General features: G+C 41.7%; 26 protein-coding genes. 24 read left to right on the top strand and 2 right to left on the bottom strand.

From position 1 onward, the window contains the following. Nucleotides 1-191: 191 nt before the first annotated feature. From KUV80_RS13815 to KUV80_RS13750, 14 genes are all read left to right on the top strand, one after another. A complete protein-coding gene (locus KUV80_RS13815; RefSeq protein WP_222463330.1) occupies nt 192-941 on the top strand; it encodes an IclR family transcriptional regulator in 750 nt (249 codons plus the stop codon). A gap of 34 nt (nt 942-975) precedes the next feature. Beyond that, nucleotides 976-1,995, top strand: a complete 1,020-nt coding sequence (locus KUV80_RS13810) for a TRAP transporter substrate-binding protein (protein ID WP_246625224.1) — start codon at nt 976-978, stop codon at nt 1,993-1,995. 23 nt (nt 1,996-2,018) lie between these two features. Further along, a complete protein-coding gene (locus tag KUV80_RS13805; protein ID WP_222463329.1) occupies nt 2,019-2,501 on the top strand; it encodes a TRAP transporter small permease in 483 nt (160 codons plus the stop codon). Then, entirely contained in the window at nt 2,498-3,781 is a 1,284-nt protein-coding gene (locus KUV80_RS13800; protein WP_222463328.1) for a TRAP transporter large permease, read from the top strand. Before KUV80_RS13805 ends, KUV80_RS13800 begins: the two co-directional genes overlap by 4 nt. A 208-nt stretch (nt 3,782-3,989) precedes the next feature. Beyond that, nucleotides 3,990-5,477 carry a 4-hydroxyphenylacetate 3-hydroxylase family protein gene (locus KUV80_RS13795; protein ID WP_222463327.1) on the top strand — a complete coding sequence of 496 codons (1,488 nt, stop codon included), beginning with the start codon at nt 3,990-3,992 and terminating at the stop codon, nt 5,475-5,477. 15 nt (nt 5,478-5,492) lie between these two features. Next, complete coding sequence (gene nbaC, locus KUV80_RS13790) at nt 5,493-6,029, top strand: 3-hydroxyanthranilate 3,4-dioxygenase (RefSeq protein WP_222463326.1); 537 nt, start codon at nt 5,493-5,495, stop codon at nt 6,027-6,029. Further along, nucleotides 6,017-7,063 (top strand): amidohydrolase family protein, encoded by a 1,047-nt coding sequence (locus tag KUV80_RS13785; RefSeq protein ID WP_222463325.1) that lies wholly within the window; start codon nt 6,017-6,019, stop codon nt 7,061-7,063. Before nbaC ends, KUV80_RS13785 begins: the two co-directional genes overlap by 13 nt. Further along, complete coding sequence (locus tag KUV80_RS13780) at nt 7,035-7,505, top strand: RidA family protein (protein ID WP_222463324.1); 471 nt, start codon at nt 7,035-7,037, stop codon at nt 7,503-7,505. The genes KUV80_RS13785 and KUV80_RS13780 overlap by 29 nt, the downstream gene beginning before the upstream one ends. Nucleotides 7,506-7,508: 3 nt before the next feature. Next, nucleotides 7,509-8,978, top strand: coding sequence for an aldehyde dehydrogenase (locus KUV80_RS13775; protein ID WP_222463323.1), 1,470 nt, complete (start codon nt 7,509-7,511; stop codon nt 8,976-8,978). 67 nt (nt 8,979-9,045) lie between these two features. Then, complete coding sequence (locus tag KUV80_RS13770; RefSeq protein WP_222463322.1) at nt 9,046-9,831, top strand: 2-keto-4-pentenoate hydratase; 786 nt, start codon at nt 9,046-9,048, stop codon at nt 9,829-9,831. Nucleotides 9,832-9,858: 27 nt separating this feature from the next. Next, on the top strand, nt 9,859-10,770 hold the full coding sequence (locus KUV80_RS13765) for an acetaldehyde dehydrogenase (acetylating) (RefSeq protein WP_222463321.1): 912 nt from the start codon (nt 9,859-9,861) through the stop codon (nt 10,768-10,770). Then, nucleotides 10,757-11,785: a 4-hydroxy-2-oxovalerate aldolase gene (dmpG, locus tag KUV80_RS13760; RefSeq protein ID WP_222463320.1), complete on the top strand. Its 1,029-nt coding sequence runs from the start codon at nt 10,757-10,759 to the stop codon at nt 11,783-11,785. Before KUV80_RS13765 ends, dmpG begins: the two co-directional genes overlap by 14 nt. Before the next feature lie 3 nt (nt 11,786-11,788). After that, a complete protein-coding gene (locus KUV80_RS13755; RefSeq protein ID WP_222463319.1) occupies nt 11,789-12,589 on the top strand; it encodes a 2-keto-4-pentenoate hydratase in 801 nt (266 codons plus the stop codon). Between the two features lie 10 nt (nt 12,590-12,599). After that, the gene (locus tag KUV80_RS13750; protein WP_222463318.1) at nt 12,600-12,779 is read left to right on the top strand and encodes a 4-oxalocrotonate tautomerase; all 180 of its coding nucleotides are present in this window, start codon (nt 12,600-12,602) and stop codon (nt 12,777-12,779) included. A gap of 70 nt (nt 12,780-12,849) precedes the next feature. Here KUV80_RS13750 and KUV80_RS13745 read toward each other — a convergent pair whose 3' ends face one another. Beyond that, nucleotides 12,850-13,638 (bottom strand): class I SAM-dependent methyltransferase, encoded by a 789-nt coding sequence (locus tag KUV80_RS13745; protein ID WP_222463317.1) that lies wholly within the window; start codon nt 13,636-13,638, stop codon nt 12,850-12,852. A gap of 24 nt (nt 13,639-13,662) precedes the next feature. Then, nucleotides 13,663-14,130 carry an NUDIX hydrolase gene (locus KUV80_RS13740; protein WP_222463316.1) on the bottom strand — a complete coding sequence of 156 codons (468 nt, stop codon included), beginning with the start codon at nt 14,128-14,130 and terminating at the stop codon, nt 13,663-13,665. Nucleotides 14,131-14,293: 163 nt separating this feature from the next. On the opposite strand from KUV80_RS13740, the gene KUV80_RS13735 reads away from it, so the two are divergent. The 10 genes from KUV80_RS13735 to KUV80_RS13690 all read left to right on the top strand — a co-directional run bounded on the left by KUV80_RS13735 (nt 14,294) and on the right by KUV80_RS13690 (nt 22,903). Continuing rightward, complete coding sequence (locus KUV80_RS13735; protein ID WP_222463315.1) at nt 14,294-15,190, top strand: manganese catalase family protein; 897 nt, start codon at nt 14,294-14,296, stop codon at nt 15,188-15,190. Between the two features lie 77 nt (nt 15,191-15,267). Beyond that, entirely contained in the window at nt 15,268-16,086 is an 819-nt protein-coding gene (locus tag KUV80_RS13730; protein WP_222463314.1) for a sensor histidine kinase, read from the top strand. Beyond that, the gene (locus KUV80_RS13725) at nt 16,083-16,715 is read left to right on the top strand and encodes a response regulator (RefSeq protein WP_222463313.1); all 633 of its coding nucleotides are present in this window, start codon (nt 16,083-16,085) and stop codon (nt 16,713-16,715) included. Before KUV80_RS13730 ends, KUV80_RS13725 begins: the two co-directional genes overlap by 4 nt. A gap of 114 nt (nt 16,716-16,829) precedes the next feature. Continuing rightward, a complete protein-coding gene (locus tag KUV80_RS13720; RefSeq protein WP_222463312.1) occupies nt 16,830-18,203 on the top strand; it encodes a PepSY-associated TM helix domain-containing protein in 1,374 nt (457 codons plus the stop codon). 32 nt (nt 18,204-18,235) lie between these two features. Next, nucleotides 18,236-18,856, top strand: coding sequence for an SCO family protein (locus KUV80_RS13715; protein WP_222463311.1), 621 nt, complete (start codon nt 18,236-18,238; stop codon nt 18,854-18,856). 204 nt (nt 18,857-19,060) lie between these two features. Beyond that, a complete protein-coding gene (locus tag KUV80_RS13710) occupies nt 19,061-19,342 on the top strand; it encodes a DUF3817 domain-containing protein (protein WP_222463310.1) in 282 nt (93 codons plus the stop codon). A 275-nt stretch (nt 19,343-19,617) separates the two neighbouring features. Next, complete coding sequence (locus KUV80_RS13705; RefSeq protein ID WP_246625223.1) at nt 19,618-20,244, top strand: flavodoxin family protein; 627 nt, start codon at nt 19,618-19,620, stop codon at nt 20,242-20,244. Between the two features lie 22 nt (nt 20,245-20,266). Continuing rightward, the gene (gene egtB / locus KUV80_RS13700; protein ID WP_222463309.1) at nt 20,267-21,541 is read left to right on the top strand and encodes an ergothioneine biosynthesis protein EgtB; all 1,275 of its coding nucleotides are present in this window, start codon (nt 20,267-20,269) and stop codon (nt 21,539-21,541) included. Then, a complete protein-coding gene (egtD, locus tag KUV80_RS13695; RefSeq protein ID WP_222463308.1) occupies nt 21,538-22,503 on the top strand; it encodes an L-histidine N(alpha)-methyltransferase in 966 nt (321 codons plus the stop codon). Before egtB ends, egtD begins: the two co-directional genes overlap by 4 nt. Nucleotides 22,504-22,576: 73 nt before the next feature. Next, nucleotides 22,577-22,903 (top strand): YnfA family protein, encoded by a 327-nt coding sequence (locus KUV80_RS13690; RefSeq protein WP_222463307.1) that lies wholly within the window; start codon nt 22,577-22,579, stop codon nt 22,901-22,903. The last annotated feature ends 13 nt before the right edge of the window (nt 22,904-22,916 follow it).

The raw sequence follows: 22,916 nt of genomic DNA, 5'->3' as shown, positions 1-22,916 counted from the left end.
TCACTATCCTTCAATAGTCCGAATAATTTTCTAACTATTCAAAAAATATTTTAAGAGATTTCATATTATGAAATTACACCATTGTATGCCATCATCTTTATCATTACCATGAACCCATATTGGTGAAGGAAGAGGTGGTTGTCTTTAAGCTGACATTCTTTTAAATCGTATCCGTTTGAGGGGGAGAATTGGTGATCTCATCTGTTCAGAAAATTTCAAGGATATTAAACTGTTTCACCAAGGATGAACCAGCACTAGGAAACTTGCAGATTGCAGAGAAACTAAACATGAATGCGAGCACAGTACATCACTTAGTACGGACGCTTTGCTCAGAAGGCATACTGATTCAAGACAGTCAGAAAAAATATAGATTAGGATGGAAGCTCTTAGAATGGAGCAACCATGTGATGTATCAGCAAGACATTAACACGGAGGCTTTGCCGTTATGCGAAGGCCTTGTTCGACGGTTTAACACAACCGTACATATTGGGATGCTCGATAGTGGGGAAGTACGATTTGTTTTGCGTGTTGCTTCTTCAAATTCAGTCCCAGTACCTACATTTATCGGAGATACAAAGCCAGCTTATTGTACAAGTACGGGAAAAGTTTTGCTTAGCTTTAACCCCTCAATGATAAAGCCAACCATCTCAAGAGGGCTTCTCCGCCGTGCTCCTAACACGATTACGTGTGTTGAAAAACTGAAAGATGAACTTTCATCAATCAGAGCAAACGGATATGCAATAAGCAATAATGAAAATGAGCTTGGTCTTTATGGTATTGCAGCACCTATAAAATCGTATACCGGACAGACCATAGCTGCACTAAATATGGTAGGACCCGTATCTTACATGCTTGGGCAGGATACACCTTACATGATTCATCATGTAGTAAAAACAGCTGAGTCTATTTCAAAAGAACTGGGTTATATTAGCGTATTATGACAGCGCTTACATAATAAAAAAGGAGGAAATAGAATTGAAAAAAGAATTGCAAGTGATTCTCTCATTCTTCTTGCTTTTGATTCTTCTAACATCATGCAATAGTGGAGCAAAAGATTCAGCGAGTTCCGGTGATGCCTCAGCTAATGATAAGACATACAAGTTCAAGTTAGCTCATATTACCCCGCCTTCACACATGTGGCATAAGGCGGCTGAGAAGTTTAAGGAAGAGTTAGCTGAACGATCAGACGGAAGAATTGAGCTAGAAATCTATCCTTCATCACAGCTCGGAAGTGAAGCGGATATGATGCAGCAGATTGAGTCGGGTTCGGTTGATTTTGGCTTTATCACTGCGGCTTACACAAGCTCACGTTCTCCTTCATTTGCAGCTTGGTTCGCGCCATATGCCTTTAAAGATCTAGAGGAGGCACATAAAGCAAGAGAATCGGAACCTGCGAAAAAGATTTTAGCCACACTTGACGAACAAGGAATTACAGGGCTTGATTATTTGTTTGCCGGTCAGCGCGTTATGTTGTTTAAAGACAAGCAAGTGAAAAAACCTGAAGATATGAAAGGACTGAAACTACGTGTAACACCAAGTCCGCCGATGCAGGATTTCTACAAATCAATGGGTGCTTCCACAGAAGGGCTTCCATTGCCTGAAGTGTACTCTGCCGTACAGACTGGGGTAATCGATGGAATGGATATGGACCTCGATGCAGCAATCACAAATAAATACTATGAAGTTGCAAAATATGGTGCAGTAACTAATCATATGGTGTGGCCGGCGGTTGCCATGGTGAACAGCAAGACGTTTGAAGGCATGTCAGAAGAAGACCAGAACATTGTTCGTGAAGCGTTAAAAGCTGCAGCTGACTTTGCTGTAGAGACAAGATCTGGCCAAGAAGAAGAGTTCAAAAAAGAATTAGCTGACAACGGAATGGAGATCTATTCGATTGACACGGATATGTTCAAACCGTTTATAGAAGAATTTGATAAAAAATATGGACCGACTAACCCGCTAATTCAAGAATTTATCGACTCTGTAAGAAAGTAAGTTGAAGGAAAGGGGGAATCAGCATGATGAGCTTAAGCAACGGAATATCTAAGATTGAAAAATTTCTTGCTCTAATCCTCATGTTTGCATTAGCAGTAATCGTCGCCCTTTCTGTCGCATTCCGTTACTTTCTGAATGCACCTCTATCTTGGTCGGGGGAAGTTGCTGTGTTTTTGTTGATTTGGATCAGTTTTATTGGAGGGAGCTTGGGGCTTAAGAATAAGTCCCAGGCTGCTGTTACGCTATTGCTTGATTATTGTCCAAAACGAGTAAAGATGTGGATCGTAGTGTTTAGTCAAATATTCATCATCCTCTTTCTCGTACTCATTCTGACATACACGTACACGTGGATTCTTTCAGATGGTGTAGCGTTTCAGAAATCTACAAGTATTTTACTGCCGATGTGGATTCCTTACAGCGCTGTTCCGATTGGTTTAACTTTTGCGTGTGTCCATGTGATTGCACATTTGGTAGAAGTCATTAAAACAAAGGGGGCAGGATTATGACCGCTGTTCTCATTATTGGAATTTTTCTTCTGTTTCTATTGATGGGTATCCCTATCTCTTTAGTGCTAGGAATGATTACGGTTGTTTATTTTTTTCTGAATGGGAATACGGCGCTGTTAGATTCTACCCCTATGAGATTGTATTCAGGTCTTGATAACTTTGGGTTGCTGGCAATCCCTCTGTTTATGTTAGCAGGAGAACTTATGAATGGCGGGGGAATCACGACACGCCTTGTGAAGTTTGCAAAGGTGTTCGTGGGTCACGTAAGAGGGGGACTGGCATACGTAACAGTTGTAGCCAACATGTTCTTAGCTTCTATTCTCGGGTCAGCGAACGCGCAAGCAGCCATGATGAGTAAAATCATGGTGCCTGAAATGGAGAGAGAAGGATATTCACGAGAATTCTCTTCTTCTCTAACACTCGCCTCATCGATCGTAGCTCCCATCATTCCGCCTAGTATGATCTTTATTATTTATGGGACACTTTCTGGCACTTCCATTGGTGGACTGTTTATGGCCGGAATCATACCAGGCTTAATCTATGGAGCAGGATTTATCAGTCTGATCGCTTTTATGGGGTATAAATACAATTTCCCAAAAAGCGAGCGTGCCACAGGAAAAGAGATGTGGAACAGTACGGTTAAAGTATTGCCTGCTTTAGTTGTGCCTTTCGTTATTATCGTTGGAATCTTAAGCGGAGCGTTTACAGCGACTGAATCAGCAGCTGTAGCATGTGTGATCGCATTTTTGGTTGGCATGTTTTTTTACCGGGAATTAAAATGGACGACGCTTCCGCAGATTATGATTAACACCGTTGTGAGCACTGCGACCGTTACATTTTTAATTGCCATGGCTAATATATTTGGTTGGCTGATCGCGTTTGAACAGATTCCGCAGCTTTTCGCAGACAGCATGCTGTCACTTTCTGAGAATCCTTTAGTATTCTTACTTTTAGTCAATATCATGTTATTGCTCGTTGGAATGGTGTTAGATGGGATTGCTGCACTCATTATCTTAGTGCCCGTGTTTATGCCATTGCTTACTGCTTTTGAAATTGATCCGATACACTTTGGGGTGATCATCTGTATTAACTTAACGATCGGACTTCTAACACCACCGGTAGGAACAGGTTTATTTATCGTCTCTTCTATCGCTGAAGTACGGTTTGAAAAATTAGTTAAATCATCTGCACCATTTCTGGCACTGGCCATAGCTGTATTATTTTTAATCACATATTTAGAAGATGCGGTTCTTTGGATTCCAAGAATGATCGGTCTTTAAAAAGGAATAGAGCTCTTTTAACAAGGAGCTCTTTTTTTTGGAAAGGATGTACTCGTAAACTATGATGCAATAGGGTATTGTGTGGGCTTAGGAAATAAATAAATTTTCTGAACATTTCACAATATGAAATTACTCCATTGAGCGTTGTAAGCGCTTTCTTATATAGTGGTAACAAATTCGAACATCAAAAAAATAGGAGGTAGATTGAGTGGGAATTAGAACTGGGGCTCAATATATCGAAGGACTGAAATCGCGTTCGCCAGAAATCTGGTTAGAGGGCAGAAGAGTTACGGATATTGTAAACGAACCTGTTTTTAAACAGCCGATTGTAGAGATCGCAAAGCTGTACGACATGCAGCATGATCCGGCCTATCAAGAATCAATCACCCACATTTGTGAAGAGACGGGTGAACGGGTGAACAACGCATTTTTACATCCGACAAGCTACGATCAGATGATGGCTAGAAGTCAGCTGTTTGAGATCTATGCTAAGTCAACGTTTGGACTCATGGGTCGTACACCAGATTTTCTAAACGTCGTCGTAACAGGTATGGCACACAACGGATGGTTCTTGGATCAGTACAATCCCGATTGGTCCACCAATATTAAAAGTTATTACAACTATATAAGAGACAATGATCTGTTCTTAACTCATGCCATCATCAACCCACAAAATGACCGCAGCAAAAACTCCCATGGACAACAAGACATGTTCACTCATCTAGGAGCAGTGGAAGAGACACCTGAGGGATTAATCGTTCGTGGAGCAAAAATGCTTGCGACGTTAGCACCGATTACCGACGAAGTCATCATCTACTCCTTCCCAGGCTTTGCTCCGGGTGACGAGCGATATGCGCTGGCTTTTGCGTTACCGGTTGACACGCCAGGACTTAAACTGATCTGCCGCGAGCCGATGCAGGATGGAAAGCGTTCGCAGTTTGATCATCCACTCGCATCACGGTTTGAAGAAATGGATGCACTCCTCGTATTTAACGATGTTCTTGTTCCGTGGGATCGTGTTTTTCTCTATAACAACGTCGAAGCGGCGAACCTTTTATACCCGAAAACAGGAATTGCTCAGCAGCCAGCCCATCAATCAGGGGTTAGAGGGTATGTGAAGCTTGCGTTTGCAACAGAAGTCGCTTGTAAACTCGCAGATTCTATCGGCGTAGATGGCTACCTTAACGTACAAAATGACCTTGGAGAGCTCGTTCAGAACGTAGAAGTGATTCGGTCGTTGCTGAGGGTTGCTGAATATGAGTATGAGACGACAGCTTCTGGTGAGGTGATGCCAAGTGCGGCAGCGCTTGAAACGATTCGCGGCATGCTGCCGAAAATGTATCCAAGAGCCATTGAGGTGATTCAGATCATTGGGGCGGGTGGCTTACTTATGTCACCGACTGGTAATGATTTTAATGCACCAGAGATTCGCGGTGAGATTGATAAATATTATTTAGGTCGAGATGGTGTGGATTCTCTTGAACGCGTTAAACTGTTTAAACTTGCATGGGACTTATGTGGAGAAGCATTTGGACAGCGTCTCGTTCAGTACGAAAGGTACTATACAGGAGACCCAATCCGTAAGAGAGCCATTTTTTATAACGGATATAAAAGAAGAGCAAAATTCTCCATGGTAGAGGAAGCACTTTCAGTAACGGAAAACTTCGTAACCGACCAGCCTAAGCTGGCGAAATAAAAGGAGGTCATTAGAATGAGTACAACGTTAAAATCTTTTAACCTATTAAAGTGGATCGATGAAAACAAAGACTTGCTCAAACCCCCGGTAAACAACAAAGTCATTTGGCAGGATTCTGAATTTATCGCTATGATTTTGGGCGGACCAAACAAAAGGCGCGACTTTCATGTGGATCCATCAGATGAGTTTTTTTATCAGATCAAAGGAAGCTGTTATGTAGAGATCATCAATAATCAAGGCAAGCGTGAGGTTGTTGAAGTAAAAGAAGGAGACGTCTTCATGCTTCCAGCAATGGTTCCGCATTCACCACATCGTGTTGCCGATTCTTATGGACTTGTAATTGAACGAAAACGCGGTCAAGGAGAACTAGAAGACTTCGTTTGGTTCTGTGACCGCTGTGATTCGGAAATGCACCGTGTAACCGTTCAATTAAGTGATATCGAAAAACAAGTAAAGGAAGCGATTCATAGTTTTAATTCCAATGAACGTGTTCGCTTGTGCAAGGACTGCGGCTATCACATGCCAGAGAATGTGGAGGAATGGAAGTGCTAAGAATCGACTTTCACACACATATTATTCCAGAGTCGTTTCCTGACTTTGCAAAAAAGTATGGTGGGGAAAGGTGGCCGGTACTAAACCGGACATGCACGTGCGGTGCTGCCATTATGGTAGGCGGAAAAAACTTTCGAGACGTCACGGACCAAGTGTGGGATCCAAAAAAACGAATTCTTGATATGGACCGTGAAGGAGTCGACATTCAAGTCCTTTCTCCCATTCCCGTAACCTTTTCATACTGGGCACCTCCTGAACAAGCCGAAATGATGGCGAGGATTCAGAACGACTTTATTGCAGAGACGGTGAATGAATATCCGGATCGTTTTGCGGGTTTAGGAACTGTTCCGATGCAAGATGCCGAAACAGCGATTCGAGAAATGGATCGGTGCATGAATGAACTGGGTCTTCATGGTATTGAAATCGGAACGAACGTGAACGGGCAAAACCTGGACCATCCATCGTTTATCGAGTTTTTTAGAATGGCAGAGCATTGGGAAGTTCCGCTGTTTATCCACCCATGGGAAACGTTAGGACGAGAACGTATGCCCACCCATAATTTTATGTACACGATCGGAATGCCAAGCGAAACAGCACTTGCTGCTGCCTCACTTATATGGAGTGGGATGATGGAGAAATTCCCAAAGCTGAAGATCTGTTTTGCGCATGGTGGAGGTTCGTTTCCATATTTGATACCAAGACTTGATCAAGGGTGGCAGGTGTGGCCGCATCTACGGCTAACGACTCATCCACCTAGTCATTATGCGAAACAGTTTTATTTTGATTCGTTAAATTATGATCCAATGAACATCCGTTACATGATGGAACGATTTGGTTCAGACAAAATTTTCATGGGGTCGGATTATCCTTTTCTTTTACGTGAAGTGAACCCGGGAAAAGTACTAGATGAGACACTCGAGCTGACAGAGGAACAGCGCAAGGGCATGCTCGGAGGAAATGCTGCAAGCTTTTTAAATCTTGAAAAACGAAAGCGGGGTGCAGCTGTTGCAAGTCATTCAAACACCGGAGGATAAGCTTGAACGTTTAGGACTTGTTTTGCCAGAAGTTCGTCCTTCTGTTGGAAATTATGTGAGTTGTGTAAGAGTCGGCAATCTGCTATTTACAGCAGGACAAGGTGTAGATCAGTTTCATGGAAAACTGGGAGATACTCTTTCCCTTGAAGAAGGCTATGCAGCTTCAAGACAGTCCATGTTGAACCTGCTTGCCGTTGTTCAGAACGAACTTGGCAGTTTAAACAAAGTGAAACGAATTGTTAAGCTGCTAGGTTTCGTGAACTGTACAGAAGATTTTACAGATCAGCCAAAAGTCATCAACGGTGCATCAGATCTGCTAGTTCACATTTTTGGTGAAAAAGGAAAACACGCGAGATCCGCAGTAGGAATGGCACAGCTTCCTGGAGGAACGGCCATTGAGATTGAAATGATTGTCGAGATCGATGAAGAGAAGGGGGACTAGAGAGTGAAATTCGAAACCCTTGCACAAAAGATAAATGTTCAAAATGCAAAACTGTTTATTGATGGAGAATACGTGGATGCTCTGTCACGCGACACGTTTGAATCCATTAACCCAGCAACAAATGAAAGGTTAGCGCTTGTTGCAAACGGCAGTGAACAAGATGCGAAACGGGCTATTCAATCTGCTAAAAATGCCTATGACAGCGGCGTTTGGAGCAAGATGCCTGTAGAAGAACGATCTGATATTTTATGTAAAATGGCTGATTTGATTATGAAAAACGTTGACGAACTGGCGATGATAGAAACGCTTGACGTAGGGAAGCCGATCAAAGAAAGCCGCGGGTTCGATATACCAAGAGCCGCATCCAATTTTCGTTTTTTTGCCGAGATGTCCAAGTACATGGTGAGTGAGCATTATGACAAACACAACGTAATGTCATATGCCAAATACAGTCCGGCAGGGGTTACGAGTCTAATCATCCCTTGGAATCTTCCGTTTATGCAGATGACATGGAAAGCTTCCGCGGCGCTTGCGGCAGGGAATACGGTCGTTGTAAAGCCAGCGTCGTACACCCCACTTTCTGCAGTTATGTTTGGTGATATCGCAAACGAAGCAGGACTACCACCAGGTGTGTTAAATATCATTACGGGACCGGGGAGTACGATGGGTGCTGCGATGACGAAAGATCCGAACGTTCGCCGCATTTCGTTTGTCGGTGAATCGAATACAGGCAAAACGATTATGAAAAATGCTGCAGAAAATTTGATTCCAGTTTCTTTAGAGCTCGGCGGAAAATCGGCAAATATTGTGTTTGAAGATGCAGATCTAGATGAAGCGGTAAAAGGATCGATTGATGCCATCTATCGTAATCAAGGGGAGATTTGTTTAGCAGGATCACGTTTGCTCCTGCAAGAAAGTATATACGATCAGTTTTTGGACAAGTTTGTTTCGGCGGTAAAGAAAATCAAAGTAGGAGATCCTACCGATGAGAATACCGATATGGGGGCACTCGTTTCTAAAAGCCATCTTGAGACTGTAGAAACGTATGTAGATATCGGTATAAAAGAAGGTGCGAAACTGGCTTGCGGAGGGAAAAGGATAGAAGGACTCGGCAACGGAAACTTTTATGAACCTACTGTGCTGTATGATGTGAACAACAAGTGGCGAGTCGCTCAAGAGGAGATATTCGGTCCCGTGCTAGTCGTAATTCCGTTTAAAACAGAAGAGGATGCAATCGCTATAGCAAACGATTCACAATATGGGTTAGCGGGAGTTGTCTGGACTAACGATATTCGAAGAGCACAGCGGGTATCGGCAAGTGTAGATTCGGGCTTACTTTGGGTCAACTGCTGGTACATACGTGATCTTCGCACACCTTTTGGAGGTTCTAAAGCGAGTGGGATCGGCAGGGAAGGCGGAAGACATAGCTTTGAATTTTATTCAGAAGCGAAAACGATAACAATGAAACTATAAAAATGGTAAAACGTGATTGGATTCCAGTCGCGTTTTGCTCTTTGGAGAAAGAAGGGAGGAATAAATTATGCAACAACAAATTCTTTCAAGATTAACAGAAGAACTTATGGAAGCCGAAAAGAAATTAATGCCAATGGAAGCGTTATCCACTCGTTTTCCTGAACTGTCTGTTAAAGATTCTTACGAAATTCAACTAGAGTGGGTAAAGAGACAGCTAAAAGAAGGACGAGCAGTCATTGGAAAAAAGATTGGGCTTACGAGCAAAGCGATGCAAAAGATGCTTGGGGTCGATGAACCTGATTACGGTCATCTGCTCGATAACATGCTGATCTCTTCTGGAAGTGTTTTATCAAGAAAAGATTTTATTCAACCTAAAATAGAAGCAGAAATCGGGTTTATTTTAAACCAAGACTTAAAGGGCCCGAATGTGACGTACGTCGATGTTCTAATGGCGACTGAAGCACTTGTACCTACTCTTGAAATCATCGACAGCAGAATAGAAGATTGGAAGATTAAGCTAATTGATACAGTGGCAGACAATGGATCTTCTGCGCGAGCCGTTACAGGTGAACCTTTTAGAGAGATTGAAAAAATAGATTTGCGAACGGTGAGCATGACGTTAATGAAGAATGGTGAAGTGACGGCAACAGGAGCAGGGGCTGCCGCACTTGGACACCCTGCTCATGCCATTGCATGGCTTGCAAATAAACTTGCTGACTATAACATTTCTTTAAAAGCGGGTGAATTGATTCTTCCAGGGGCACTGTCTGCTGCGATCGACGTGGGTGCAGGAGATGAAGTGACAGCGACATTTGGCAAACTAGGTTCCGTCTCTATTACTTTTCAAGACTAAAAATCTCTGTAGAAAGGGTCTTTCACAGTGAAAAAGATAAAAGCAGCTATTATAGGTTCAGGAAATATTGGGACAGATCTTATGTACAAGCTTCAAAAAAGTGACTGTATTGAATTGACCGCCATGATTGGAATCGATGCAGAGTCGGATGGACTTAGGCGTGCGAACTCAGCAGGCTACAGAGTATTCACGAATGGTATTGACGATTTTGTGCAACGGCCGGATCTCGCTGACATTGTGTTTGATGCAACCTCAGCAAAGGCACACTTACGTCATGCTCCCCTTTTAAAAGACATGGGTAAGTCAGTGATTGATTTAACCCCTGCAGCAATAGGACCATTCGTTTGTCCGCCAGTTAATTTAAGGGATCATTTGGAATCACCTAACATCAATATGATTACATGCGGCGGTCAAGCGACCATTCCAATTGTCCATGCAGTAAATCGTGCTGCTGACGTTACGTATGGTGAAATTGTGGCTACCATTTCTTCTTTAAGTGCAGGTCCCGGAACACGTGCGAACATTGATGAATTTACGATTACAACCCGAAGAGGCATCGAAGAAGTTGGAGGAGCAGATCATGGAAAAGCAATCATTATCTTAAATCCAGCTGACCCGCCAATTTTAATGAGAGCGACCATTTATTGTGAAGTGAAACAAATGGATGAAGATAAAATAAAGAAATACATCTCTGAAATGGAGAAGAAGGTCCAGCTTTATGTTCCTGGCTATAGGCTTAAACAAGAGCCTCTTTTTGAGGGCAACCGGGTAACCGTTTTTGTCGAAGTAGAAGGAGCGGGTGATTATTTTCCGAATTATGCAGGCAACCTTGATATTATGACAGCTGCAGCCAAACGAGCAGGAGAGATGGTCGCGGGGCATCTGTTAGGCCAGGAGCCATTTTTGAATAAGGCGGTGATCACACATGAGACGAAATAGTGAATTACCGCTAAAATTTACAGAAGTATGTCTACGAGACGGCAGTCATGTAATGGCACATCAGTTTACGGAAAAGCAGGTATATGAAGCAGCAAAAGCTCTTGACGAAGCGGGAATGCATTATATAGAAGTAAGTCATGGAGATGGCTTAGGAGGTTCCACACTACAGTACGGAAAATCACTTGTGAACGAGATGAAACTGATTGAAACAGCAGTAGCTGCTTGCAATCAGTCAAAAGTTGCGGTCTTGCTGCTGCCAGGGATCGGAACGGTTCATGAGTTAAAAAAAGCCCATGAGTTAGGTGCAAGTCTTGTTCGTGTTGCGACACATGTAACGGAAGCAGATGTTTCCGCACAGCATATCCAAATGGCACGAGAGCTTGGGATGGAAGTCATGGGCTTTTTAATGATGGCTCACTCAGCACCTGTTGAAAAACTGGTCGAGCAGGCGAAGCTGATGGAGTCGTATGGTGCACAAGGCGTTTATGTAACCGATTCAGCGGGCGCATTGCTTCCTCATGAGGTAAAAGAGCGCATCTCTGCTTTAAAAAGCTCCATTGGTATCGAAGTTGGCTTTCATGCACATAACAATTTGTCAGTGGCCGTAGCCAACACGCTTGTTGCAATGGAAGAAGGAGCTACCCGAATCGACGGGAGCGTACGATGTTTAGGGGCCGGAGCTGGAAATACGCAAACCGAAGTCTTGCTCGCCGTTCTGGACCGAATGGGAATAGAGACAGGAATTGATTTATATAAAATGATGGACTTGGCCGAAGAGGTGATTGGTCCGATGCTGCCTGGGTCACAGGAAATTCGAAAAGGCAGTCTTGCAATGGGTTATGCAGGCGTTTATTCAAGCTTCCTTTTACATGCAGAACGAGCAGGAAAGCGGTTTGGCATAGACCCTCGGGATATTCTAATTGAGCTTGGCAAAAGAAAAGCAGTTGGCGGTCAAGAAGATCTCATCATTGAAGTAGCCGCTGAATTAGCAAAACAAGCAAAGCTGGAGGTGTAAACAATGACAGTAACAAACCGATCTCATGTAGAAGTGATCGAAACCCTTTTGCGTGCTGAGAGTGATGTAAAAGAAGTAGTGAAGATTACAGATCAATACCCCGACCTTTCAATAGAAGAAGCATATGATCTGCAAAAAAAGCTAATCGAAAGGCGGATGGATAAAACAAAATCAAAACGTCTTGGCATTAAGCTTGGGCTAACAAGCAAAGCAAAGCAGGAGATGATGGGGGTTCACGAAGCGATCTACGGATATCTGTTAAGTGACATGCTCGCACTCGAATGGGAGCCCCTTCAGCAGCATCGACTCATTCATCCGAAGGCAGAGCCAGAGATTGCTTTTATTATGGGTGAAGATTTGATGGGTGAACACGTAACCGCAGATGATGTCATGAAGGCGGCAAAATATGTGGTGGCTGCGATTGAAGTAATCGACAGCCGCTACAAAGATTTCCGTTTTACACTGCCAGATGTTGTGGCAGATAATTGTTCATCCGCGAAACTGATACTAGGGAGCAAGATGGTTAAGCCAGTGGAACTGGATTTAGCGGGGATTGGCATGGTGATGAGCAAGAACGGTGAGATGGTTGCAACTGGTGCAGGTTCGGCAGTTCTCGGTCATCCGGCAGAAGCTGTTGCTTGGGCTGTACAAAAGCTAGCTCTGAGAAATGATGGTTTGAAAAAAGGTGATATCGTATTAAGCGGGGCATTATCAGAAGCGGTTTCTTTCGATATGGATGACACGATTGTTGCGCAGTTTGAGGGACTAGGATCAGTCACACTATCCTCGAGATATGTAAAATAGGAGATAATAAATGCCGATTATTCATGTGCATGTCATTGAAGGAAGAACAGAGGAACAGCTTCGTAACTTGATGGAAAGCTTAACAAACGCAGCTGCAGAAAGCTTAGAAGTAAAGAAAGAGCAAGTCCGGGTGTTGATTCAGGAAGTTCCGAACAAACATTGGGGTGTTGGCGGAAAGCCAAAGAAATAAAGGCTTTATCCAGAGTGTACATGACAAGAAGCTTGCCCGCTTGAATGGGCAAGCTTCTTTTTTAATCCACTTAGCGAGAAACAAATAAACCAGATGCTTTTGTTATGTGAATGTAACCGCCATTTTTTTCTTTTTGCTTTTCAAGGTATTGTTTAAATCCGCACAAAGTTTCACCATAAAGAGCCTTGGCGGCAGGGGTTTCTGAAGACAAGATGTACGTAATAATCGCGTCAGTATTCGAAATGTTAAGATCTCCAGGGAAACTTTTTAATGTTACAGAATCAAAAAAAGGTTTCAGCTGCCGCTCTCCATTTTCAAGCCCAAAAGCTTCTGCGTGGGAATAGGCTGATCCGTAATCCAGTTTAGAAGTATAGTTAGAAATTAAATCTCCGAACTCTTTTAAATGATTCAAACCTATGGTTGATGAATAGAAGACCCCTGATGGTTTTAAGATTCTTCTAATTTCAGAAAGAGCCTTTTGCCGATTCGGTACATGGTATAACATGTGATTCGCGATAACAACATCAAATGTTTCCTCGGCAAACGGAATAGTCTCAACATCTATTTGTTTAAAGGATAGTCCCGATACATCTTGCAGATGAGTTTGAGCATCTTTCAGCATCCCTAGTGAAAAGTCAGAAAGTGTGATATTCCATTCATTACGTATTCGAGATTTATTTTTGATCCAAAAGGCTGCACTGCCACAGCCTAATTCAAGGATTCTGCTGTTTGGTGGAATCTCATATTGCTCAAATAGCCATTCGTGCCAATCTTTTTGGTTTGTACTGTATTGTTCATGGATACGGATTCGGATATCCAGGTTTGAAGCATTTTTATATTGTTCTTTTACGTTCTCCATCTAATTTCCTCCATTCGTAAAACTCTATTCGATTATCGGTTTTTCTTTATTGGAGAACAGATCATCAAAAAATAACTGATGCTCTAAAAATAAATCGGCAGGTAGTCTGTTTAATTCAAAAAATCGGTTTTCAAGGGATTCGTCGTTTTGTTTAATCAAATTTCCTTTATACTCTCTGCATGAAAACATGATTTGAACCATCGATACTTGATCGCCATTATCAAACGTTTTTTCATGATTAGAGCCCGAATAGATGCCGAATAAATCAAGTTTTCCTATGATCAGTCCCGTTTCTTCAAACACTTCTCGCCGAGCAGTTTCTTGAACCGTCTCATTAAATTCCATAAATCCACCCGGTATACCCCAACGTTGGTTGTCTCTTCTCTTCTGCAAAAGAACGCGGTTTTGTTGATCAAAAACCAGTGCACCGGAAACGACCATAATGACTTTTTCTTTTCCGACTAAAGAGCGAATATGTTTAATATAATCCATTGTTTCTCCTTTTGGTTTTTTCATATAGAACAGAGTCTTTCATAAAAAAGAACATTCTCTTTTGTTAGACAAGCTTCCTTCTTTTGGTACAGAGAAATGACGAATAATACAAACCCTCTGCGTCATACAACTAAACAGTATGTGAATGTGAGGAGGGAGCATCATGATTAAACGGATGAACAAGCTGCAGATCGCACTTCCAACACCAACTAACCCAGATGCAAATGCAGCAGCTGCTGTTCAGGCACTTCTAGGTGGACGGTTTGGTGAGATGTCTACATTAAATAACTATATGTATCAGTCGTTTAACTTTCGGAAAAAAGGAAAGCTGAAGCCGTTTTATGATTTGGTTGCAAGTATTACAGCAGAAGAGTTTGGGCATGTAGAACTAGTTTCGAATACGATCAACTTAATGATCTATGGCACGACAGAAGCAGGAAATGTGAATGATACACCAATGGCAGCGGCAACAGATAAACGAAATACAGAGCATTTTATTTCAACGGCCCAAACGTCCTTTCCTTTTGATTCCATGGGCAAATCATGGAGTGGGGATTACGTGTTTAGCAGCGGAAACTTATTGCTCGATCTTCTTCACAACTTTTTCTTAGAATGCGGTGCAAGAACACATAAGATGAGAGTTTACGAGATGACAAGTAACCCGGTCGCACGTGAAATGATTGGTTATCTGCTCGTTCGAGGCGGAGTCCACGTTTTAGCCTATGCAAAGGCGATTGAGATGGTAACTGGTGTGGATGTAAAGAAGATGCTCCCTGTACCTAGTCTAGACAATGCAGCATTCGAAACGACGCGCAAGTTTGAAGCAGAAGGCAGTCATCGTAAACTGTATACATTTAGTGATGACGATTATCGTGATATTGCATACATTTGGAGCGGTCAACATCCCTCAGGTGGTCCATTAGAAGTGGTTATTGGTGCACCAGAGGGCGGTCCAATTCCAGATCTTCGTTCCGTACCTGAAGAGTTTGCACCTGGAATCTCACAGGAAGATTTTATGGAAATCGCTAAAAGACTGCAAAAGAATGCAGGAATCATCTAATTCGGGCGTATTGTACGCCCTTTTTTTTGTGTTACTATTTATTTAATTAATAGTGACGAAGAAGGGAATTCCTTTACATGACATATAAACAAATAAAGTGGCTTATTCTTTTGCTGCCCACGATTTCTGTAGGGTTATGGGAGTATTTGCGGCATACCGTATTAGCAAATTATATTTCAATGAGTTCAGGAAACTGGCTATCAGCTGTTATTGTCTTTTTAGTGACTTTGTTTTTATTAAATATTCTTTTTGGAAAGTTGGAGCGCATGCAGAATGAACTGCAAAGAGAGCGTTCAGAAAAAGCGGTTTTGGAAGAGCGTGGCAATATTGCGAAAGAACTTCATGATGGCATTGCTCAATCCTTGTTTTTTTTATCGGTTCAGGTAAATAAACTTAACAAGAATAGCAATCACAGTCATTATGAAAAAATGAAAAAAACCCTGCAGCACATACATGATGATACACGAAGTGCGATTCAGAACCTCCGGACTCAGTCGGCGATAACGGGTATTACGTGGACCAGCTCGCTGCACCAATTTTTTGATGAAATTGAGAACGTCCATTCCATAAAAATACATAGGGAATGGAATTTGAGTGAAGAGGAACTGACCATTAAGGAGAAAGTAGAACTCTTCTCTTGTGTGAAAGAAGCGATAATTAATGTCATTAAGCATGCTGAGACGGACAGCGTGTGGGTCAGTACGAAGCGTGAAAAAACAGGATGGTTTTGTGAAGTTTTGGATAAGGGCAGAGGCTTTTCAAATGACCAGAAACGGGAAGGATTTGGCTTAAAAATTTTAGAAGATCGCGCTTCTTCAATGGGCTGGGAATTTAGTATCAAAAGTGTAAAAGGAGAAACGGTTATACGGATCCAAAAAGAGGAGGAAGCCGCATGACACAGCCGGTTAGAATTTTGTTAGTGGATGATCACCTGCTTGCTCGGGAAGGGATTAAGGAAATCCTTGATGGAGAAAAGGAGTTTGAGATTGTTGGCGAAGCATGTAATGGGATTCAGGCCATAGAGAAAACGAAAAGGCTGTTGCCTGATTTACTATTGATGGACATTTCGATGCCTAAAATGGACGGGTTCGAAGCAACAAAGGAGATCAAACAGCTTTTTCCAAACGTAAAGATAGTCATCATGACGGTCTCGTATGATATCACGGACTGGTTTGAAGCACTCAAGCGGGGGGCGCAAGGCTATTTATTAAAGAACTTAAACACGGACGATCTCTTAAACGGATTAAAAGCGTACGCCTTGGATGAGATCCCGATGTCAAAGGAAATGGCATTCCGTATTTGGAAGGAGTTCAAAAAAGATGGGGAAGTGAAGGAAACCTTATCCTCAAGAGAACAAGATGTGCTGCAACTCGTTGCGAAAGGTTATTCTAATAAAGATATCTCTAAAGAGCTGAACATTTCTGAAAATACGGTAAAAACACATATGAAGAATATATTAGGTAAGCTTCATTTACAAAACCGCGTTCAACTAGCGAGTTATGCATATGATAATGGAATGGTATGAGAAGTGTGTCATTGATTTGACACACTTTTTTTGTGCAATCACCCATTAGAGTGATTTCCGTTAATGGTTCTTTGATTATACTCGTTCTATGGAGAATAATTTAGGGAGGCTATTATGGAAGCATCAGCGAGGCAATTATCGGACAAGCAAGCAGAACCGGAAAAGAAGTCTAATAATTTATACCAAACCTTTTGGCGCTGGCATTTTTATGGCGGTATCATTTTTGCACCGTTTTTGATCATGTTAGCGATAAGCGGTGCCCTTTATTTATATCAATCTGAAATTGAAACGATGATCTATAAAGACAAACTTATCGTTAACGAAGGGAATAAAACAATTCCCGTATCTGAACAAGTCAATGCAGTACAGACAAAGTATCCAGACGCAGAGATCGGCTCGATACGAGTTCCGAAAGAGAACAATAGAGCAACATTAATAAAAGTAATTGAAAACGATGTCGTGACTCAAGTGTATGTAAACCCTTATAACGGTAACATCACGGGTACGATTCTTAATGAGAAGCATTTTAAGAACGTCGTTGCCAGTCTGCATAGCGAATGGATTGTTGGAGGTACTTTCGTTAATAGAATAGTAGAATTGGCAGCGTGTTGGACGATTATTATTTTGGCAACTGGCCTTTACATATGGTGGCCAAGAAATCGGGCTTCTTTTATGGGTACGATTCTTCCGCGATTGAAATCAAAGGGAAGAGTATTATGGCGTGATCTTCATGCGGTATCAGCGTTTTGGCTGTCACTGATGATCCTTATACTAATTGTGACCGGGTTACCGTGGTCAGGGGTTATGGGAGAAGGTATCAACAGCATAGCGACGAAAACCAATACGGGTTATCCGACATATGCCTTTATGGCTCCAAAATCGGATGTAACAACAGAACAGATCGCTGATGATGTTCCGTGGGCGACTGAAAATGTTCCTGCGCCAACTTCAGGAGATGGATCAGGTAATCTGAACCTTGATCAGATTACTTACTTGGCTCAAGAAAATAAGATACAAAAGCCGTACACGATTTCTCCTCCTGAAGGAAAAGACGGTGTTTATACGGTAGCGTCATCAAGAGACAAACCTGAAAATGAAGCAACCGTTTATTTTGATCAATATTCCGGTGAGATTGTAGAAGATGTACGATTTAGCGATTATGGATGGATGGCGAAAGCTGTTTCCATTGGGATTGCCTTGCATGAAGGGCATTATTTTGGACTAGCCAATCAGATTTTAGGAACGATTGCTGCCCTTGGTCTTGTCGCAATTGTTATCTTTTCGTTAATCATGTGGAAAAAGAGAAAACCCTCAGGCAAACTTGGAGTTCCAAAAAAATCAGATAAAAAGCTTAAGCCATTCCTGATTGGTATTATGATTATAACCGGTATTGTCATGCCGCTTGCAGGTCTATCTTTTATTATTGTGTTTATTTTAGATCGTTTTGTAATACCGAGGATAAAACCTTTACAGCAATGGTTATCGTAAAAAGCTTCAAAGAATGTAAAGAGGTGAATGTCATGAAAAAAATGATAGTCGTATTATGTTTAACTCTCGTACTTTCTGCATGTGGTTCCAAATCACACGACGAACATGAAAATCATAAACAACAGGATAGCAGTAAAGAAGAAGCGTCTCAGTCATTAGACTGGGACGTTCAGTCGTTCACATTTAAAGACCAGAATAACGAGTCATTCGGATCGACTGATTTAACGAATAAGGTATGGATGGCTAATTTTATCTTTACAAATTGTGAAACGGTTTGTCCCCCGATGACCGCTCATATGGCGAAACTTCAGCAAATGGCTAAGGAAGAAGGAGTAGAAGTAGATTTTGTTTCATTCTCAATCGATCCAAAGCGAGATAACGCAAAAGCCTTAACAAAGTTCGGTGAAAATTATGATGCTGATTTTTCAAACTGGCACTTTGTAGGAGGTTACGAGCAAGACGAGATTGAAAAATTTGCAAAGGAATCCTTTAAAACACCAATTACCGCTGATCCAAATTCAGACCAATTCATTCATGCGACGGCATTTTTCTTAGTAGATAAGAACGGAAAAGTAGTATCAAGATACGACGGAGTGGAAAATACTCCTTATAAACAGATTATCGAAGACATGAAAAAAGAGGCGAAAAAATAAATCAACTCTTAAAGTGGGTTGAACTTCAGTAAACCCCCTCTACAAAATCCCAAAAACATAGAGGGGAAATAATAGTTGGGGGACTGACCCCAACTATTATTTTTACCATTTGTTCACACAAAAGTAAGGGATGACAAGTCTACTTCCATATCATTTGTGTTAAAACTATAGATAAGAATTGTAATATGGAGGTATTTATCTGATATGAACCCAATAAAAACATTAAAAACCGTCGGCTTCTTAGAGGGCTGGTCGTTTCTTATTCTTCTTTTAATCGCTATGCCTTTAAAGTACTTTTTTGATCAGCCTATGGCGGTTTCAATCGTTGGAGCTCTTCATGGTCTATTATTCGTCTTATACATTCTAGCAATCCTTTACGTGTGGAATGTGAAAAAGTGGCCGTTCATGCGTGCATTTCTGGCGATGCTATCGTCAGTGATTCCGTTTGGACCGTTTATTTTCGATTCAAAATTTTTAAAAGAATAGTTAATACAAACTCTAAAATAGCAGCTGCTGGCTGCTATTTTTTATTTTACTTTTGTGTTTGCTTCTCTAAAATCTTGAGTGGAATACGGGACAGCCATTGTCTTGGATCCCCACATTCAGAGAGTGCACATCAGGAGGAACTCTTTTACGTTGTTCCGAAAGAAAGTTCCAATTCGGATTATGAAGTTCTTGTTAAAGATTCCTATAGTTTGTTTTAACTTCCTTATTTTCGGTTATTTATACCTTAATATGAAATTGATAAATGGAGGTCTATTTTGACTATTAAAGCCCTTTTACTTAATGCATCTCTTAAAAGCGGGGATGAGGTTTCTAACACGGAAAGTTTGATGAATGAAGCAGTTTCCATCTTTAATAAAAACAAGATAGAAACGGAGATTGTGAGACTTAGAGATTATAATATCGCATACGGTGTAACAGCAGACGAAGGAAAAGGTGATGAGTGGCCTCAGATTTTTGAAAAAGTGAAAGAGGCCGACATTCTGATCATCGGAACACCACTATGGCTAGGGGAAAAAAGCAGTCTCGCAACCCAGGCGATTGAACGACTTTATGGAGCAAGTGGCATGACGAACGATAAAGGCCAATATATATTCTATAACAAGGTGGCAGGTGTTGTTGTGACCGGGAATGAAGATGGAGCAAAACATGCAAGTGCTTCCATTCTATACGGTTTATCTCACATTGGATTCACAATTCCGCCAAATGTAGATACATATTGGGTTGGTGAAGCAGGGCCAGGACCTTCATTTATTGAAGCCGATGGAAAACAAAATGAATTTACGATGCAGCACAATCAGATTATGACGTACAACCTGATTCATTTTGCCAAACTTTTAAAAGAGCATCCTATTCCAACAGAAGGAAATGTTGTGAAAAACTGAAGCTAGAAAAGGGAGGATTTTTATGGCGATTGAACATGTAGCAGTAGAACGGTTAAGCGAACAATTCCAGCGGATCAGGTCATTATCAGAAAAACTGGCATCCAAACTCCAAAATGAAGATACGATCATTCAGGCAATGCCTGATGTTAGTCCTCCTAAATGGCATTTAGCCCACACGACATGGTTTTTTGAGCGGTTTATTTTAAAAGAGAAAAACCCTTCCTATACGCCTTACAACGATCAGTTTGATTATTTGTTCAACTCATACTACGAAACAATCGGTTCCTATCACCCCCGTCACTCTAGAGGTGTGCTGTCACGGCCATCAATGAATGATGTGTATAAATATAGAAGACACGTAGATGATGGAATATTACAGCTGCTAGAAGATTATGATGATGAGCTTCCGCAACAGATTCATGATTTGATCGAGATTGGTCTTCAGCACGAACAACAGCATCAAGAACTTCTTTTAACCGATGTGAAATATAACTTCTCCTGCAATCCACTGCTTCCTAAATTTGCGGAAGAAAAAAGTGATAACGATTCAAATACAAAGTCAGAAACGACATTTGTAAATAGGGAAGGCGGACTGGTCGAGATCGGATTTACAGGAGTTGGTTTCTCATTTGATAATGAACGTCCTCGCCACAAAGTGTGGCTTGAGCCTTATAAGCTGGCATCTCATCCTGTAACGAATGGTGAATATATCGCGTTTATTGAAGCAGGTGGATATGATCAGCCAGAACATTGGCTTTCTGATGGATGGGCAACCGTAAAAAAAGAGAAATGGAAACATCCCCTTTATTGGCGAAAAACAGAAGACGGATGGTACACGTTTACGTTAAGAGGTGAAAAAAAGCTGAACCTTGATGAGCCAGTCTGCCATGTCAGCTTTTATGAAGCTGATGCCTTTGCGAGGTGGAGCGGAAAAAGACTGCCTACAGAAGCAGAGTGGGAACATGCGATGTCGTCTGTAGCACGAGATGGAAACTTTGTAGAAAGTGAAGATTACCATCCGGTTGTTGACGAATCCCTTTCTTCCTCAGCTTTTAAGAAGGCTTATGGGGATGTTTGGGAATGGACGAGTAGCCCGTACACATCGTATCCGAAAAGCAAACCACTGGAGGGTGCACTTGGTGAATACAACGCGAAGTTCATGTGTAATCAAATCGTGTTACGAGGTGGTTCGTGCGCGACTTCAAAATCACACATTCGTTCTACGTACCGCAATTTTTTCCCAGCAGATAAACGCTGGCAGTTCAGTGGTTTGCGCTTAGCGGAGGACTTATCATGAAAACGGTAAAACATAACGTGCATTATCACGTAGGTAATAAAGCCGAAACCGACATGTATAGCGAGGTAATCCAAGGGTTAAAATCCTCACCTAAGAAAGTGTCGCCTAAATATTTTTATGACAAAAAAGGCTCAGAGCTGTTCGAAGAGATTACGATGCTCCCTGAGTATTATCCAACCCGAACCGAAATGGTCATTTTAAACAAGTATAAACGCGATATGGCGAAAGCGGTTGGAGCAGATAGTGCACTCATTGAGTTCGGGAGTGGCAGCAGTGAAAAGGTAAGGACACTTCTTGGAGCTATGACAGATTTAAAAGAATATATCGCTTTAGACATTTCAAAGGATTTTTTATATCAGTCTGCGTGTGCTCTTTCAATGGAATATCCTAACTTACAAGTTCATGCCGTTTCAGCAGATTATACGGAAAAATTTGAAATGCCATCACTGCAATCAAAACGAAAAGTAGTGTTTTTTCCTGGATCGACGATTGGCAATTTTGAGCGCAGAGAGATGATGCAATTTTTGAAGAAAACGGCTCTGTTTTTAAAACAAGGCGGGGGATTGCTGATTGGGGTAGACATGAAGAAAGACCATGCCGTTTTAAACGCAGCTTATAACGATAAAAAAGGAATCACGAGAAAGTTTAATCTGAATTTGTTAAACCGGTTAAACCGTGAGCTGCTCGCAAACTTCCAACTGGAACATTTCAGTCACCATGCGTTTTATCATGGAGAAAAAGGCAGGATCGAGATGCATCTTGTAAGTTTAAAAGATCAAAGAATCACTATAGGGAATGAAGAGATCACCTTCAAAGAGGGTGAGACTATACACACTGAGAATTCGTATAAATTTACGATTAAAGAGTTTCAAGACATCGTCATAGAATGTGGCTTTACGCCTAAAAAAGTATGGTGTGACGAGAGAAAATGGTTTAGCATGCACTACTTAGAGGTTCGATAAGAAGAAAAATGCTCCTTTTGCTAAAGGAGTTTTTTTCATGCTGTAGAATGGATGTAAAGGGGGAGCGTGATACGTGCTGACAGCCATTTTTTTATTTGTTATTGCGGGCCTTGCTGAAATCGGCGGCGGCTATCTAGTATGGTTATGGCTGCGTGAATCAAAGCCATTTACATATGGATTGGCAGGAAGCATCATCTTAATCTTATATGGTGTGATTCCCACCTTCCAAAACTTTCCGTCATTTGGAAGAGTGTACGCTGCGTATGGGGGCGTTTTTATTGTGCTGGCTGTTTTATGGGGATGGTTTATTGACCGGAAAACACCGGATTTGTATGACTGGATTGGTGCAGGTATTTGTATGATAGGTGTTTTAATCATGCTCTTTGCCCCTAGAAGTTAATCCATTATAGGAG

The organism is Fictibacillus nanhaiensis, assembly GCF_019801215.1.
Taxonomy (GTDB): Bacteria; Bacillota; Bacilli; order Bacillales; family Fictibacillaceae; genus Fictibacillus; species Fictibacillus nanhaiensis_C.
This window is presented reverse-complemented; position numbering and strand designations above follow the sequence as displayed.

Bases quoted from the DNA above. Each gene is read 5' to 3' on its own strand.
- KUV80_RS13710 (WP_222463310.1), top strand. From the start codon at position 19,061: ATGAACCCAATAAAAACATTAAAAACCGTCGGCTTCTTAGAGGGCTGG.
- KUV80_RS13745 (WP_222463317.1), bottom strand. From the start codon at position 13,638: ATGGAGAACGTAAAAGAACAATATAAAAATGCTTCAAACCTGGATATC.
- KUV80_RS13750 (WP_222463318.1), top strand. From the start codon at position 12,600: ATGCCGATTATTCATGTGCATGTCATTGAAGGAAGAACAGAGGAACAG.
- egtB (WP_222463309.1), top strand. From the start codon at position 20,267: ATGGCGATTGAACATGTAGCAGTAGAACGGTTAAGCGAACAATTCCAG.
- KUV80_RS13740 (WP_222463316.1), bottom strand. From the start codon at position 14,130: ATGGATTATATTAAACATATTCGCTCTTTAGTCGGAAAAGAAAAAGTC.
- dmpG (WP_222463320.1), top strand. From the start codon at position 10,757: ATGAGACGAAATAGTGAATTACCGCTAAAATTTACAGAAGTATGTCTA.
- KUV80_RS13720 (WP_222463312.1), top strand. From the start codon at position 16,830: ATGGAAGCATCAGCGAGGCAATTATCGGACAAGCAAGCAGAACCGGAA.
- nbaC (WP_222463326.1), top strand. From the start codon at position 5,493: ATGAGTACAACGTTAAAATCTTTTAACCTATTAAAGTGGATCGATGAA.
- egtD (WP_222463308.1), top strand. From the start codon at position 21,538: ATGAAAACGGTAAAACATAACGTGCATTATCACGTAGGTAATAAAGCC.
- KUV80_RS13730 (WP_222463314.1), top strand. From the start codon at position 15,268: ATGACATATAAACAAATAAAGTGGCTTATTCTTTTGCTGCCCACGATT.
- KUV80_RS13785 (WP_222463325.1), top strand. From the start codon at position 6,017: ATGGAAGTGCTAAGAATCGACTTTCACACACATATTATTCCAGAGTCG.
- KUV80_RS13770 (WP_222463322.1), top strand. From the start codon at position 9,046: ATGCAACAACAAATTCTTTCAAGATTAACAGAAGAACTTATGGAAGCC.
- KUV80_RS13805 (WP_222463329.1), top strand. From the start codon at position 2,019: ATGATGAGCTTAAGCAACGGAATATCTAAGATTGAAAAATTTCTTGCT.
- KUV80_RS13735 (WP_222463315.1), top strand. From the start codon at position 14,294: ATGATTAAACGGATGAACAAGCTGCAGATCGCACTTCCAACACCAACT.
- KUV80_RS13725 (WP_222463313.1), top strand. From the start codon at position 16,083: ATGACACAGCCGGTTAGAATTTTGTTAGTGGATGATCACCTGCTTGCT.
- KUV80_RS13755 (WP_222463319.1), top strand. From the start codon at position 11,789: ATGACAGTAACAAACCGATCTCATGTAGAAGTGATCGAAACCCTTTTG.
- KUV80_RS13800 (WP_222463328.1), top strand. From the start codon at position 2,498: ATGACCGCTGTTCTCATTATTGGAATTTTTCTTCTGTTTCTATTGATG.
- KUV80_RS13715 (WP_222463311.1), top strand. From the start codon at position 18,236: ATGAAAAAAATGATAGTCGTATTATGTTTAACTCTCGTACTTTCTGCA.